Origin of the sequence: Pseudomonas sp. GLN_2, assembly GCF_043106005.1 — a bacterium.
In the GTDB taxonomy this organism is placed as follows: Bacteria; Pseudomonadota; Gammaproteobacteria; order Pseudomonadales; family Pseudomonadaceae; genus Aquipseudomonas; species Aquipseudomonas alloputida.
The window spans coordinates 83,607-99,068 of record NZ_JBICMC010000016.1 but is presented as its reverse complement, the minus strand read 5'-3'; the positions used below and the strand labels follow the sequence as shown (position 1 = coordinate 99,068).

Annotated in this window: 12 protein-coding genes; all 12 read left to right on the top strand. The window is 61.4% G+C overall.

All coding sequences use genetic code 11. From position 1 onward, the window contains the following. Positions 1–462: SLC13 family permease (locus ACF8Q6_RS04435; RefSeq protein ID WP_392498364.1), on the top strand; the 462-nt coding region annotated here is incomplete at its 5' end. Between the two features lie 293 nt (positions 463–755). Next, positions 756–1,325 (top strand): acyl carrier protein, encoded by a 570-nt coding sequence (locus ACF8Q6_RS04430; RefSeq protein ID WP_319903595.1) that lies wholly within the window; start codon positions 756–758, stop codon positions 1,323–1,325. Positions 1,326–1,336: 11 nt separating this feature from the next. Then, positions 1,337–2,611, top strand: a complete 1,275-nt coding sequence (locus tag ACF8Q6_RS04425) for a beta-ketoacyl-[acyl-carrier-protein] synthase family protein (protein WP_392494518.1) — start codon at positions 1,337–1,339, stop codon at positions 2,609–2,611. 169 nt (positions 2,612–2,780) lie between these two features. Continuing rightward, complete coding sequence (locus ACF8Q6_RS04420; protein ID WP_392494519.1) at positions 2,781–3,695, top strand: beta-ketoacyl synthase; 915 nt, start codon at positions 2,781–2,783, stop codon at positions 3,693–3,695. Continuing rightward, the gene (locus ACF8Q6_RS04415) at positions 3,692–4,990 is read left to right on the top strand and encodes a beta-ketoacyl-[acyl-carrier-protein] synthase family protein (RefSeq protein WP_392494517.1); all 1,299 of its coding nucleotides are present in this window, start codon (positions 3,692–3,694) and stop codon (positions 4,988–4,990) included. Before ACF8Q6_RS04420 ends, ACF8Q6_RS04415 begins: the two co-directional genes overlap by 4 nt. Beyond that, entirely contained in the window at positions 4,987–6,198 is a 1,212-nt protein-coding gene (locus tag ACF8Q6_RS04410) for a beta-ketoacyl synthase N-terminal-like domain-containing protein (protein ID WP_392494515.1), read from the top strand. Before ACF8Q6_RS04415 ends, ACF8Q6_RS04410 begins: the two co-directional genes overlap by 4 nt. Before the next feature lie 37 nt (positions 6,199–6,235). Next, positions 6,236–9,106, top strand: a complete 2,871-nt coding sequence (locus ACF8Q6_RS04405) for an aminotransferase class III-fold pyridoxal phosphate-dependent enzyme (protein ID WP_392494514.1) — start codon at positions 6,236–6,238, stop codon at positions 9,104–9,106. A 9-nt stretch (positions 9,107–9,115) separates the two neighbouring features. Then, positions 9,116–9,853, top strand: coding sequence for a 3-oxoacyl-ACP reductase family protein (locus ACF8Q6_RS04400; RefSeq protein ID WP_392494513.1), 738 nt, complete (start codon positions 9,116–9,118; stop codon positions 9,851–9,853). Next, positions 9,850–10,614 carry an SDR family NAD(P)-dependent oxidoreductase gene (locus tag ACF8Q6_RS04395; RefSeq protein WP_392494512.1) on the top strand — a complete coding sequence of 255 codons (765 nt, stop codon included), beginning with the start codon at positions 9,850–9,852 and terminating at the stop codon, positions 10,612–10,614. The genes ACF8Q6_RS04400 and ACF8Q6_RS04395 overlap by 4 nt, the downstream gene beginning before the upstream one ends. Before the next feature lie 2 nt (positions 10,615–10,616). Then, entirely contained in the window at positions 10,617–11,900 is a 1,284-nt protein-coding gene (locus tag ACF8Q6_RS04390) for a hypothetical protein (RefSeq protein ID WP_392494511.1), read from the top strand. 50 nt (positions 11,901–11,950) lie between these two features. Next, positions 11,951–12,787 (top strand): outer membrane lipoprotein-sorting protein, encoded by an 837-nt coding sequence (locus ACF8Q6_RS04385; protein ID WP_014591307.1) that lies wholly within the window; start codon positions 11,951–11,953, stop codon positions 12,785–12,787. Positions 12,788–12,820: 33 nt separating this feature from the next. Next, the gene (locus ACF8Q6_RS04380; RefSeq protein ID WP_392494509.1) at positions 12,821–15,430 is read left to right on the top strand and encodes an RND family transporter; all 2,610 of its coding nucleotides are present in this window, start codon (positions 12,821–12,823) and stop codon (positions 15,428–15,430) included. Positions 15,431–15,462 lie beyond the last annotated feature (32 nt).

Genomic DNA, 15,462 nt, shown 5'->3' with positions numbered 1-15,462 from the left:
GCCCATTCGGGCAACGCCATGACGGTGGTGCTGCTGGTGTTCGCCGCGGGCATCTTTGCCGGTATTTTCTCGGGTACCAAGATGGTCGATGCATTGGCCCAGACGCTGGTGGACTGGATTCCGGAAGCGTGGAGCCACTGGTTCCCGCTGGTGGTGGCGCTGACCAGCATGCCGCTGACCTTTGTGCTGTCCAATGACGCGTACTACTTCGGCGTTGTGCCGATCCTGGCCAATGCCGCGGCCGCGTACGGCATCGACCCGGTGGAAATCGCCCGCGCCTCGGTGCTGGGGCAGCCGGTGCACCTGATGAGCCCATTGGTAGCCTCGACCCTGCTGCTGGTGGGCATGGTCGACCGCGACATCGGCGACTTCCAGAAAGCCACCGTGAAATGGGCGGTGCTCACCTCGCTGGTGATCACTGCGCTGGCACTGCTGACGGGCGCCTTGTCCTTCATGGTTTGAAGCACTCAGGGCGCCGCTTGCGGGTACGGTGACACCCCATTTCTGGAACTATCGTACTGTTTCAAGCAATCGATTTTTGTCATCTTACAATTCCTCTCCAAGCCCCATTGAGCTGCATAAATCAAAGGTTTCAGGGTGCGTCGGGATTTCCCACAAAAAGCACTGATGGCACGTTGACTCTCCCCTTAGGGGGAGACTTTAGACTCCCGGCCCTCGATAGATCTGGCCTGAAAACAGTTTTTTCGGCCCGATGACTTTATTCATTCAATGCGGCTTTTGTAGGGAAACAATCAATGAATAATCCGTTGGAACTGGACAGCGTTATCAGCAGTACACAGGAGATTCTTGCGCAGTTGCTGGTGTTGGACAGGGGCGACGTGACAGAGCACAGCAGTATCGTTGACGACCTCAGCGCCGACTCGCTGGACATCGTCGACCTGAGCTTCCAGCTGGGCCGTCAGTACGGTTGCACCTTGCCGAAAACCAGCGTGCTGGATCACGCGGTAGCGGTGTTCGGCGACGCCACCCGGTTTATCGAAAAAGGCCGAATCACGCAGGACGGCGTGGCCTTGCTGGAGCAGAGCCTCAGCGCTTATGCGCCGGGCCAGCTGCACGTGGGCATGCAGCCGGGCGATGTCTTCTCGGCCACCACCGTGCGGAACTGGGCGCAGCAATGCCATAACGTGTTCAACCACCTCCCCGAAACCTGCCCTGAGTGTGGCGCGGTTCATGCCCAACTCAATGAACGCCAGCAAGTGGTGTGTGGCGGTTGCAGTGCTCGCCTGACCCCTCTGGACGGTGACTCGATCTCGCGTCTGTTGGTTGAGCAGTACGCGGCCACCCAGTTGAAGGCTTCGGCGTAGGGGGTGGCTTGATGCAGGCCCGAGAGGTTCTGGTCACCGGCTATGGACTGGTGGCTCCCACGGCACTGGATGCGGCCTCGCTGTTCACGACGATCAGCGAAAACCGTTCCTGCATTGGCCAGCACCCGGCGTTTGTCGAACTGGGGTTTGCGAACCCGGCGGCCGGATTTATCGATGAGCAACAATGGCAGGTCATCGCGGCGGCCTTTCCGGGCGACCTGCAGACCACCTCCCGCCAGGAATGGCTGGCGCATTACGTGGCCCGTCAGGCGCTGGCCCATGCCGGGTTGGCCGACGGCGCTTTTGCCCGAGTCGCCAGCGGTATTTTCGTCGGGGCCAACAAACATTGCGTGAGCGGTGATTTGCGGGACGCCAGCCGTTACATGGACGATCAGGGGCGGGTCGATCTCGACCAGTTCCTGGATAACCACACCCTCAGCGGTGGGGCGTTTGCCCGGCGGGTTGATCAGCAAACCCGCCATCTCGCCGAATGGCTGGGTGTCCGTGACCATATCTCCACACATTCCGATGCCTGTGCCGCCGGCACTATGGCCATCGGCAGCGCCTATCGAGCGATCGCCCGTGGCGAGATCGACCTGGCGTTGTGTGGCGCGGTGGAGTTGATGGCCCATGAATTGTCCTACTACAGCTTTGATGGGCTGGGCGCACTCTGCCAGCGCGTGGACTTTTCCCCACAAGAACAGAGCCGGCCGTTCATGCCGGACCGCTGCGGTTTTGTGCTGAGTGAAGGGGCGGCGCTGTTGGTGCTGGAATCCCGCGAACATGCCGAGCGTCGTCAGGCCTGTTCGCTGGGCCGGGTGCTGGGTTACGCGAATCTGTGCGAGGCAGAGAAAATCACCTCCAGCAGCCGCGACGGCAGCAAGTATGCCGCCTGCATGGCGGCGGCCCTGGCCGATGCCGAACTGACCAGTGCGGCTGTGGACCATGTGAATGTTCACGGTACGTCGACACAAGCCAATGACCGTTGCGAGGCCCTGGGCCTGGCGCAGGTCTTCGGCGAAACCCTGGAGCAGATGACGTTCACCGCCAACAAATCTGCCGTAGGGCATTCGTTGGCCGGCAGCGGTGCCATTGAGGCGGTGCTGTCGTTGATGAGCATTCAGTTGGGCGTGGCCTTGCCGACCCTCAATTTTCAGCCGGAAAAATCCGAATTTCCGGCGTTGAAATTCCTTTGTGAACCGTTGCAGCAACCGATCAATGTCGTGCTTTCCAACTCCTTCGGGTTTGGTGGCGTGAACAGTTCGTTGGTGCTGGGCAGGGCATGACATGACCAGATCCAATTCAACCGCTGTTTATATCACTGCTGCGTCGGTACTCAACGCCGCCGGTACTGAATGTGCGCCTCGTGACAGTCAACCTCAGGCCGCGCAACCGCTGGATTTCGACCCGGCACGTCTGGCCCATTGTGTTGCAGCGCCCGCCTTGCCGGCGGGTGTGTACGACCGCAAACTGTCCCGCAGCCTCGAGCCTCAGGGCGCGCGCCTGCTGTATTGCGCCGGCCGTCTCGCCGAGACCTTGCGTGGGCTGGAGCTGCCCGACGAGCGGATCGCATTGACCGCTGCCATTCCGGAAGTGGATGGCCCCAGCTCGTGCTGGGATGCAGTGCAGGCCATTGGCGCACAACCGGCAGATCTGTTGGCGCAATTCTTTGCCCACACACCGCCGCTGCATGCGCTGATGATGCTCAACAGCAGCGTCATGGCCCACGCGGCTGAGGCCTTGCGGTGCAAGGGGCCCATGGGTGGTTTTTGCTCCCAGGGCAATGCGGGGCTGGATGCTTTGATGGAGGCCGCTGCCCATCTGAGCGAAGGCCGTGCCGATGCTGCCGTCGTCGTCAGCAGCAGTCCGAACATCACCCCGGCGTTGTACCTGCGTGACGCTACTCACCCACCTGTGAACCCCGGCCCGTGGGTTTTCGGCGAAGGTGCTGCAGCACTGTTGCTGACGACCAACCCGGGCAGCGGTGCTCAATCTGCGTTGCGTATTGCCGGGTTTGCCCGGGGTTACAGCGCGCAACCCGAGCGTGGACTGGCGGTTGGTCGCGACGTCATTGAGCGTGCTTTGAGCAACGAAAAACTGTGCCTCAGCGATGTCGGGCAAGTCGTCGCCGATGCACAGGATCCGCAGATTGCCGCGTTGTTTACCGTATCGGGGCACACCCTCGAACACTCCAAGGCGTTGCTAGGTGACTTGGGCGCCAGCGCCTTGCTCAGCGAAATCGCTGTGACCTGGGCACTGGATTGCCGCCGTTACACGCTGTTGCTCGACCATAGCCGAGGCGGGCATTGGGGCGCGGTGCTGCTGGCCAGAACGTCGTCGGACACAGAGACAATGGAGCGTTACCCATGAGCCCCACACGGATCGTGATCACGGGTATGGGCGCCGTCACCGGCTTCGGTTTCGAGTGGCAGTCCATGTGGCAAAGCATGTTGGCCGGCGAGCATTGCATTCGGCCATGGCAACCGGAAGGCGTCGAGGCGGGTGCGTTCCCCGTGCGTTACGCAGCGCCCGTGGATATGGGCTTGATGCCGGCACACTTGAAAGACCATCCGGCTTGGGGATTGTCGCTGGAAAAACGCACCCGCTTTGGTTGGGTCGCGGCCACCCAAGCCATTGCCGATAGTGGTCTGAGCCCCGAACAGTTGCGTGGCGCGGCGGTATTGTCAGCGTCCGGCGCACCTGCTCATCGTTTGCAGGACATGCTGCTCAGCCTGGCGGATAACCCGGCGCAGGCGCCGTCCTGGGCTCAATTGATGGCGCGACAGGCGCAGGTCGATCCTGACAGTTCACTGTGTCAGAGCAACGACCGCCTTGCGCGGGTGATTGCCGATGGCATCGGCAGTGAAGGCCCGGTGATCAATGTCAGCAGCGCCTGCGCGGGAGCGTCCCAGGCCATCGGCAATGCATTCCAGATGATCCGTCGCGGCGAGGTCGAGCTGGCCATTGCCGGGGGCGCCGATTCGGTGCTGAGCCTGGACACCATGACCGCGCTGTATCTGCTCGGCGCCGCCAGCAGCGAGCAGCGTTGGGGCACCGAACTGTGTCGGCCGTTCGACCGCCATCGCAGTGGCTTGATTGCGGGTGAAGGCGGTGGTTTTGTCGTGCTCGAAACCCTCGAACGGGCGCTCGCCCGAGGGGCCACGCCGTACGCCGAAGTGCTGGGTTTCGGCAGCAGCCTGGATGCCTACAAAATCACCGCCCCCGACCCGCAGGGCTGTGGCGCGGTGCTGGCGATGCAGGCGGCCCTGACGGATGCCGGGCTGGCGCCGCAACAGGTCGACCTGATCAATGCCCACGGTACCTCGACACCCCTCAACGATGCCGCCGAAACCCTGGCGATCAAGACCCTGTTCGCCGAGCGCGAACATTATCGGCGGTTGCTGGTGACGGCCAACAAATCCCAGTTCGGCCACCTGATTGCGGCCGCCGGAGCACCGGAGTTCATGCTCACGGCCCTGGCCTGCCGGGATGATCGGGTCACGCCGACCCTGAACCTGCAGGATGCCGACGAACAATGCGACCTCGACTACTGCGCCCTTCAAGCGGTCAAGCGCAAGGTCGACGTTGCCCTGAGCAACTCCTTCGGTTTCGGCGGCCTCAACACTTCACTGGCGCTGGGCAAGTACCGGGAGGCGCCGCGATGAAACAGGCGGTCGCGATTGCCGGTGCGGGTTGCGTGTTGCCCAGCGGCTGGGGTGTCGAGTCTTTCTGGGCGGCCGCAACCGAAGGGCGTAGTGCAATTACGGCGCTGAACGCCCGACGGTTCAGCAGCGAACGCGTAGTGGCGTTCGGGCAAATTCAGGATCAGGACCACCAACGCAGCCGACAAGACCTTGCGCAAAACCTCCAGCGTTACTGCACGCCGGCAGTGATCTGGGGTGTCAGCGCGGTACGTCAGGCATTGGAAGAAGCCGGCCTGGCCGGTGAGCCGCCGGATGTCCGTTTCGGTTTGTATTGCTGTCAGGGCGGCTACACCCATCCGTCTCTGGAATCCTATGCCGAGTTGTTGCTCGGCTGTCGGCAGGACGGCGTCGCCGACATGGCAGCGTTCGCCAAACGGATCCTGCAAGACCGTGCCCAGGACCCTTTTCTGGTGCTCAAAGGCTTGAGCAACTGCTTGCTGGGTGTCACCAGCCTGGCGCTGAAACTGGTGGGTGAGTGCAACGCCTATATGCAAGGTGTCGCCGGCAACCTGGCAGCCTTGCGTGAGGCTACGGCCGCTTTGCAGGCTGGCCGCATTGACGCGGCAATCGTTGTCGGCGCGGGCAGCGAGCTGGATGCCCTGGCGCTGTCCGGGTTGGTCCAGGCGGGTGTCATCAGCGCCAACGGCTCGAACACGCTGCTGCCGTTTGACCTTCGGGGCACCGGCGGCATTGCCGGGGAGGGCGCGGCAGCGTTGGTGCTGCGCCGGCGCGAAGACCTGCCGGCCGGTCCTCAGGCGTGCCTCGCCGACATGACGGCCCATGCCACCCTCGGTCGCTTGAGCCTGCCCGACAGCCCAACCGATGTGTTGGTGTGCAGCGGCACCGGCGATGCGCACAAAGACCGCGTGTTGTGCCAGACGCTGGCCCTTGCGCGCGCCTCGCACATCACCAGCGGTTTGGCGATCAACGGCATTCTCAGCGCGGCGCCGAGCCTGGTGGATCTGATGCTTGCGCGTTGCGCATTGCAGGCCCAAAGCGTGCCGCCGATTGCCGGTTTGCAGCAACCAGTGGCGAACCTGCCGTTTATCCAGGGCGCGCCTCACGCCGCGAGCCTTGCGCGCTGCCTGGTGCTGAACCGCGACGACAACGGATTCAGCGCCGCCTATCAAGTGCTCTACAGCGCAAAGGCCACTCAGGACTGCCGCTGACTACCGCCTCTTTTTTCTTTCAAGGGATATGACTGTCATGGATTATCGCGATTTCGTTCGGCCCAAATTCGTCGGCCTGCTCCAGGCACTGGGCCTTGAGTGTCAATTTGAGCGCGCCCTCGGTAGCCAGTTGTTCTACCGCAACCCCAAGGGCGACATGGTCGCGGTCACCGACTTTCTCGGCGGTTACGGTGCGGCACTGTTCGGCCACAACGACCCACAGTTTGTCGATCAGCTATGTGCGCTGCTGCGCAGCGACGTGCCGTTCAACGCACAAATGTCGATCCGCGGTGCGGCCGGGCAATTGGGGCGAGCGCTCAGCGACGCCTTCAATCGCGAACTGAAGAACACCGAACGTTATGTTTCGACTTTCTCCAACAGTGGCGCGGAGGCGGTGGAAATCGCCGTCAAGCACGCGGAGTTCCGTCGCCAGAAGAGCCTGCAAAAGCAGTTCGACGACATCGATTTCACCCTGGCCAGCCTGACCGCCAGCGAACACGCTTACTGCGAACTGGAGGTGGCCGACCTCGACCTGCCTGCAGGTGTCCTGCCGACCACCCTTAACAGCGTGACCTTGCGTCAGGTGGTTGAAGCCGTTCGCCAACACAACCTGGCGCAGTTGCACATCGAACCGGTATTCGTCGCCCTGCGCGGCAGCTTCCACGGCAAATTGGTCAATACCGTGCAACTGACCTATGGCCGCCAGTACCGCGCACCGTTTGCCCGTTTTGGTCTGAACGTCGAGTTCATCGACCCACAGCAGCCCCATCAGTTGCAGGCATTGCCGGCCCGGCACACGCACCATTGGTTGAGCCTGCAATGGGACGGCGAACACCTGCACGTGCTGCAACTGCCGTTCAGTGCGATTACCGCCGTGTTGATGGAACCGATTCAGGGCGAAGGCGGTATCAACGAGTTCGCGGCCGAGTTCTATCTGGGGCTGCGCAAACTGTGTAACGAGCAACAATGCCCGCTGGTGGTCGATGAAGTGCAGTCGGGCTTTGGTCGCGCCGGGACGTTTCTTGCCAGCAGCCAGTTCAACCTGCAAGGCGACTATTACTGCCTGTCCAAGGCCCTCGGCGGCGGCTTGATGAAAATCGCCGCGACGGTGATCCGCAGCAGCCACTACGAAGGCGAGTTCAGCTACATCCACAGCTCGACCTTCGCCGAGGACGATCCGTCCTGCCATATCGCGCTGTCGGCATTGCGCCGGTTGTTCGCCAATGACGACGCGATGCTCAAAGACATACGCACCAAGGGCGCCTACCTCAAAGCCTCGCTCAATGAGCTGAAGATGGCCTATCCGGATGTGATCGCCGATGTGCGCGGGCGTGGCTTGCTGGTGGGGCTGGAATTGCACGACTTGAGTGTCAGCAGCTCGCTGGTACAGGCGTCGGCGCAGTACAACGATGCCTTGGGTTACTTGATCGCCGGTTACCTGTTGCAATTCGAAGCGTTGCGGGTAGCACCGTCGGGCAGCAACTCCAATGTGATTCGCCTGGAGCCGCCAGCCTGTATCACCCTGGGCGAAATCGACGGGCTGATCGCTGCCCTGCAACGGGTCTGCGACATGCTGCGCCGTGGCGATGCGTTGCCGTTGGCGGCGGGTATCTGCGCGGACTCGATGCCCGCCGTGCCAGCCCGTCAGGACGATTTTCGGGTGGCCGAGCCCGTTGAAAACAGGGATGCCAAGGTCGAAGTCGTCGCTCGGGTAGCGTTCATCAACCACCTGATCGATGCCGATATCCTCGGTGACGTCGATCCCTCGCTGGCAGCCCTGAGCCCGGAACAAAAACGCACGTTCATCAATCGCACCAAGCCTGAACGCCGCGCTGTGCCAGTCGGCCCGGTGATCATTCGGTCGCGCCTCGGCATGGCGGTGGAGTTCACGTTGTACCCGCTGTGCATGGATTCGGATGCCATGGCCGAGTACATCCGCAGCGGTGACCTGGACAGCATTCGCGAAGAAGTCGGCAGGCGTGTCACCGATGCCCGCGCCGATGGCTGCAGCATCGCCGGCCTCGGGATGTACACCTCGATCGTCACCAACAATTGTCAGGCGCTGAAGATTGCCGACATGGCGCTGACGTCCGGCAACGCCCTGACCATCGGCATGGGGCTCGAAGCCATCGAGCAAGGCTGTGTACAGCAAGGTCTGGCACTGCGCGAGCAAACCGCTGCCGTTGTCGGTGCCGCCGGTAACGTTGCGTCGACCTATGCCTCGGTGCTGTCCGCCACCGTCGATCACCTGATCCTGATTGGCAGCGGTCGTGACGGCTCGGTTCGGCGCCTGGAGAAAACCGCGCAACAGATCTACGCCGACGCGGCCCGTTCGATCCTCAAAGGCACGGCCGAACACGACCGGTTGGCGCAGCGACTGCTGAACCTTGATGGTTTTCGTGGCGTGTTGCACTCACATGGCCAAAACGCCGACCTCGGTTTGCACATCGCCCGTCTGGTGGATGAGCGCCTTGGCGCGAACGCCTTCATCACGGTCACCAACGATCTCGACACCATCAAGGGCGCACGGATTGTCCTGTGCGCTGCCAATGCGCCTCAGCCGTTCCTCGGTGCCGAACATTTTGCCGAGCGCAGCGTGATTTGCGATATCGCTGTGCCACTGAACGTCCATCAAGACCTGCCGAGCCAACGCGAAGACGTGCTCTACATGCACGGCGGCATCGTCCAGACGCCGTTCGACGATGGCCTGGCGCCCAACGTGCGGGCCTATCTGAAAAAAGGTCAGCTGTATGCGTGCATGGCCGAGTCGGTGTTGATGGGCTTGTCTGGCATGAGCCAGCACGGCTCCTACGGCGATATCAGCCGTGAGCAAGTTCAGCAGGTCCGCGCACTGGCCGCGACCCACGGCTTCACCCTCGCGCAATTCAAAACTCAAAACTCACTGTAAGGAGCGGTCATGACTCAGAAAATAGCTGTCGTGACCGGCGGCAGTCGCGGCATTGGCAAGGCCATCGTGCTGGCCCTGGCCGGCGCGGGTTATCAGGTTGCCTTCAGTTATGTCCGTGACGAGGCGTCAGCCACTGCCTTGCAGGCGCAGGTCGAAGGGCTCGGCCGGGAGTGCCTGGCCGTGCAGTGTGATGTCAAGGAAGCGCCGAGCATTCAGGCGTTTTTTGAACGGGTCGAGCAACGTTTCGAGCGTATCGACTTGTTGGTCAACAACGCCGGTATTACCCGTGACGGTTTGCTCGCCACGCAATCGTTGAGCGACATCACCGAGGTCATCCAGACCAACCTGGTCGGCACGTTGTTGTGCTGTCAGCAGGTGCTGCCCTGCATGATGCGCCAACGCAGCGGGTGCATCGTCAACCTCAGTTCGGTGGCCGCGCAAAAGCCCGGCAAGGGCCAGAGCAACTACGCCGCCGCCAAAGGCGGTGTAGAAGCATTGACACGCGCACTGGCGGTGGAGTTGGCGCCGCGTAACATCCGGGTCAACGCGGTGGCGCCCGGCATCGTCAGCACCGACATGAGCCAAGCCCTGGTCGGCGCCCATGAGCAGGAAATCCAGTCGCGGCTGTTGATCAAACGGTTCGCCCGGCCTGAAGAAATTGCCGACGCGGTGCTGTATCTGGCCGAGCGCGGCCTGTACGTCACGGGCGAAGTCTTGTCCGTCAACGGCGGATTGAAAATGCCATGAGCCAGGTACGCACGATTGTGATTACCGGCGCGGCCAATGGTATTGGCCGCGCCGTCGCGGAAAATTTTGCAGCCCAGGCCGAGCACCTTTTGATCTTGCTCGATCAGGATCTGGCAACCTTGCAGAGCTGGGTCACCGAGGGCGAATTTGCCGCCCGCATCGAAACCCATCAAGCGAACATCGCCGATCTCGCCAGCCTGCAACTTCTGTTCAAGGGCCTGGCCGACCGGGTCGGCTTTGTCGATGTGCTTGTCAACAGCGCCGGGGTCTGCGACGAGAACGAACCCGAAGACCTCGACAACTGGCACAAGGTCATTTCGATCAACCTCAACGGCACCTTTTACGTCACCTCGTTGTGCCTGCCACTGATGGCGGAGGGTGGGCGGATCGTCAACATGTCGTCGATCCTCGGCCGAGCGGGCAAGGTCCGCAACACCGCTTACTGCGCCTCCAAGCACGGCATCATCGGCATGACCAAAGCCTTGGCGCTGGACCTGGCGCCACGGCGAATCACCGTCAATGCCATCCTGCCCGCCTGGATCGACACACCGATGTTGCAAGGCGAATTGGCGGCTCAAGCGCGCATCGCCGGGATCAGCCACGAGCAAATCCTGCGCAATGCCAAGAAGAAGTTGCCGCTGCGGCGCTTCATTCAGGGCGAAGAAGTGGCGGCCATGGTTCGTTATCTGGCGAGCCCGCAGGCGAGTGGTGTCACGGCGCAAAGCCTGATGATCGACGGCGGTGCCGGGTTGGGAATGTAGCCATGGCTCGACTGGGATTGAACCGCGGCCTTTTGGCCGCGCTGGTCAGCCTCGGCTCGCCAGTGGCGATCGCCGAGTGGTGGCCGGAGCATCATGAAGCGGAGATCGGCGTTGCCACGGCCGTGCGTCTGCACGGTGACGACCAGGTCACGCAAAAGGCCGTGTACCTCAAGTTCAGCCTGGAGGATGCCTGGGACAGCGGCTACTACAAGGCCAAGGGCCGAGCCCGTTACGACTTCCGTTATGACGGCAACAACCCATACAGCGCGCAAGCCCGGGACGATTACCGGGCGACTGCCGATTGGCGGCACCTGTACTGGGGGCTCTACGTCGGTGACGGCGAGCTGACGGTGGGCTGGCAGCAGGTGGTGTGGGGGCGTGCAGATGAATTACGGGTGCTCGATCAGATCAACCCGCTGGATTATCGCGAGGGTGTGATCGGTCTGTTGGAAGACAGCCGCATCGCCGTGCCGATGATTCGCCTGGTGCAACCGGTCGCCGAGTGGGAGCTGGAAGCACTGGTGATCACTGATTTTGTGAAAAACCAGGCGCCGGCCGTCGGCAGCGAGTTCGATGCACCGATCTTTGCCACACCCGATCCGCAGATGTTTGTGGTCGATTCGCGGCCCGGTTATGACGGTCACAGTGGCTTCGGTTACGGCGCCAGTGCCAACGGCCGGGTCGGCACGGTGGATGTCAGCTTCGTTGCCCTCAACGCCCGCCAACAGGACCCGGTTTACGCCGTCGAAGGCCAGACCGAAGAGGGCCTGATTCGCCTCGAGCGGCAATTCCCGCGCTATTCCATGGGCGGCGCCGGTGTGGCCATCGATGCCGGCCACAGCATCGTGGTACGCAGTGAAGTCGCCTACTTCGACAATTGGCGCGTCACCAATCCTTACCGCGCTTACGGCAGCGACCAGACGGCGATGACCAAGTCGCTGCTGGGCGTCGATTACCTATTGCGGGACTGGCTGATCTCGACGCAGTGGCAACATCAGCGGCTGCTCGACTGGCAGCCCGGCATGGTCCAGGGCAAGCGCGACGACCTGTTCACCGTGTCTGCCGAAGGCTCGCAGTTCCAGGATCGCCTCAAGACCCGTCTGGTTTTTGGCCTGTCGCCGCCAGCGCAGGACGACAGTTTCGTTCAGGGGATCTTCACCTACAAACCGGTGGACTGGCTCAAGTTGGGGCTCGAAGTCGATGTGTTCTTCGGCAAGCCCGACCGCCAGTTCGGTGCGTACGACAACCGCGACCAGGTGCGCTTGTCCGCCGGTTATCTGTTCTGACCACACCGGTGCGGTGTGCGAACCACTCAAACAATGAAAAGGAAATCGCCATGTTGCCCATCTTCAAGACCCTGACTGTAAGCGCACTGCTGCTGAGCGCCGCTGCCGCCATGGCAGCTGAAACACGCACGGCCGACGACATCATTCGCCAGGCCCGGGACCGCGATGACGGCAAGAGCTTCATGTCCCAGGTGTCCCTGATCCTGATCGACAAGCAAGGTAACAGGCGCATCCGCGAGTTCAGCTACCTGCAAAAGGATTACCCGGACAGCGACAAATTCACCATGTATTTCTCCGCGCCGAGTGATGTGCGTGACGTCGCGTTCCACATCGAGAACCCGCGCGAGGTCCTGGGCCTCGAAGACAGCCAATGGATGTATTTGCCGGTCAGCCGACAGACCCGAAGGATTTCCACCACCGACAAACGCGGGGCGTTCATGGGTAGCGACTACTCCTATGCCGACCTCGACAAGATTCGCGCCGAAGACTATCGCCAAACGCTGGTTGGCGAAGAGCAGTTGCAGGGCCGCGATTGCTACGTGATCGAGCGTGAGCCGGCGACGCCCGCCGTGCTGGCCAAGACCGGCTACAACAAGCTCAAGGTCTGGGTTGACAAGAAGAACTCACTGGTGCTGCGCCAGGACTTCTTCGATGTAAAAGGTGTGATGTTCAAGCAGATGCGCACCCTGAAGACTGAAACCATCGACCAGATCGACAGCATTACCTTCAGCGAAACCGAGGACTTCATCGCCGGTACACGCTCTCAGCTGCGCTTCAACCAGTTGCAGTACAACGTCGCGCTGGACGACCGCCTGTTCACGCAGACCGCGATCAAGCGCGGGCTGAAAGCCGGCGACTTGCCGGAATACGCCGTGTCTGCCCGCTAAGCGCCGCTCTCGATTCATCTGGAACCCTCATTCATGGAAAGATACCTGAACTTCGTCGAGCGCTATGCGCGGGCAATTGTGTTCGTGTTGGTGGCGATCACCGCCTACTTCACCTACACCCTCGGCGCGCTGATGTCGGACACCAATCCGTATCTGCTCAAGGACACTCACCCGGCGCGCAAGACGATCATTGATCTGCAGCGCGAGTTCACCGGCACGTATGACTCGGTCATGGTGGCGCTGAACAACCCCGTGAGTGTCTTCAACACCACGTCGCTGAACGCCCAGTTCGAGCTGTCCCAGGCCATACGCCAGTTGATGCTGGCGAACGATGAGGACCGTGTCGAACTGCAGCGCATCGTCGGCCTGCACAGTGGCGACCCTGATGCCCAGGGTTTGCTGGTGCAGATCCTCGCCGAGGGTTTTTCGCAGAACGATTACGGCGCCGCCAAAGCGCTGCGCGACCATGGGATTGCCCGGCACTGGGACAGCCATGACCTGCAGTTTTTGAGCTTTCTTGCCGAGCGGCTCAACCCGATCCAGGAAATGGCCTCGATGGCTGACCTGGAAAACATCAGCTTGAGTGCCGATGGCGAGTTATGGATCCACAAGACCCTGCACGCCCTGGATATGGACCCGATCAAGGTCGAAGCACAGATCATGGGCAACGAGCAGATGGTCGGTGGCGTCGTCTCGGCGGACAAGAAAGTCGCCATGGTCGTCGCTGAACTGGGCACCAAACAGGACGACGCTCAGGCCCAGTTGCGTGCCTATCACCAGGTCCGCGAGATCATCGCGAAGTACCAGGCCGCCCACCCGGAGTTCACCGATGAGGTGTTCATCGCCGGCATGCCGATCTTCATTGCGGCCCAGCAGGAAATCATCGATCACGACCTGGCGATGCTGTTTCCGATCGTGTTCCTGCTGGTGACCTCTCTGCTGGTTTTCTTCTTTCGCAAACCACTGGGCGTGGTGCTGCCGCTGTTCAATATCCTGTTCTGCACCATCTGGACCCTTGGCCTGATGGCGCTGCTGCGGGTGCCCATGGACTTGCTCACCAGTGTCTTGCCGGTGTTCCTGTTCACCATCTGTTGTGCCGACGCGATCCACGTCATGGCCGAGTACTACGAACAGCTCAATTCGGGTAAGTCTTTCCGCGAAGCCAACCGTGAAACCCAGCGCCTGATGGTCACGCCGGTAGTTTTGACAACGGTCACGACGATTGCCACGTTCCTGATTTCCACCACCAACAACATTGTCAGCATCCGCAACTTTGGCGTGTTCATGTCCATCGGCCTGACGGCGGCGCTGATCATCTCGTTGCTACTGATTCCGGCGTGGATTTCGATCTGGGGCAAAGATGCCGTCCCGCGCAAAGTGCAACTGAAAGCGTCGCTGATCTCCCACTATCTGGTGGTGTTCTGTGCCTGGCTGATTCGCTGGCGCAAGCCGGTATTGCTGGTGACCCTGCCGTTGTTGGCGATGATGACGGTGTTCACGTTCAAGGTGGATATCGAAGACTCGGGCATTGCCTACTTCAAGAAGGACAGCCCGGTGCGGATATCCGACGAATTCATCAACCGGGCCGGAGTCGCCGGTACATCGCCGGGCTGGATCGCTTTCGACACCAAGACTCCGCGTGGCGCGCTGACCACTGAAACCGTGCAGTTCCTCGAACGTCTGGACCAGTTCATCAAGGCCCAGCCGAACGTGAGTTACACCTATTCGGTGGCGACCTACATCAAGCGCATGAACCTCGTGCTCAACGACATGAACCCTGCTTTCCTGCGGGTGCCGCAGGCGGTGGAGCAGGTGACGGTGGTCGATGATGACGGCAAACCGGAGACCTTCGATGTCGATGGCAACTCGCTCATCGAACAACACATCATGATGTTCGAGAACGGTGGCGGCACTGACTTGCAGAACGTGCTCAATGCCGATTACTCGAAGGCGGTGACGCTGTTCACCATGACCTCCTCTGTGGCGGGCGATTACCAGGCGATGCTCGATAAACTGGACGCCTGGCTGGCCATCAACAAACCGGCCAACCTGCAGGTCACCCATGCCGGTACGCCGTACATATGGACCGGCGTGTTGCAGGAAATCACCCAGGGTCAGGTGCTGAGCTTCTCGCTGGCGTTGCTGGCCGTGACCTTGATGATGATGTTCTGGCTCAAGTCAGTACGCCTGGGCATCCTCGGCATGCTGACGTTGCTGACCACGTCGGTGACGGTGTACGGCAGCATGTACCTGTTGGATATCGAGTTGAACATCGGTACCACACTGGTGACGTTCCTGGTGGTGGGCGTCGTGGATTACGCCGTTCACCTGCTGTCACGGATCAAGATGCTGGTGCAGAAGGGCATCGAGATCGACGAGGCCATCCTGGTGGCCATGCAGGGCGTCGGGCGCTCGACGGTGGTCAACGTCGTGATCTTCTCGATGGGCTTTGTCGCGCTGCTGTTCTCCGCCTACAAACCCGTCATTGACCTGGGGGTATTGGTGATACTGGCGCTGTCATCCAGCGGCTTCATGACCATTTTGTTGGTCACGCTGATTTCGCCGTGGTTCTTTGCCTCGATTGTGCCGCAGCCAGCCGTGCAAGAGGGCGAGCAGCCGGGGGGTGGGGCTGTGCCAGGCTAAATCGCCGGGGCGCCTGCGTGCTAAAAACGGCG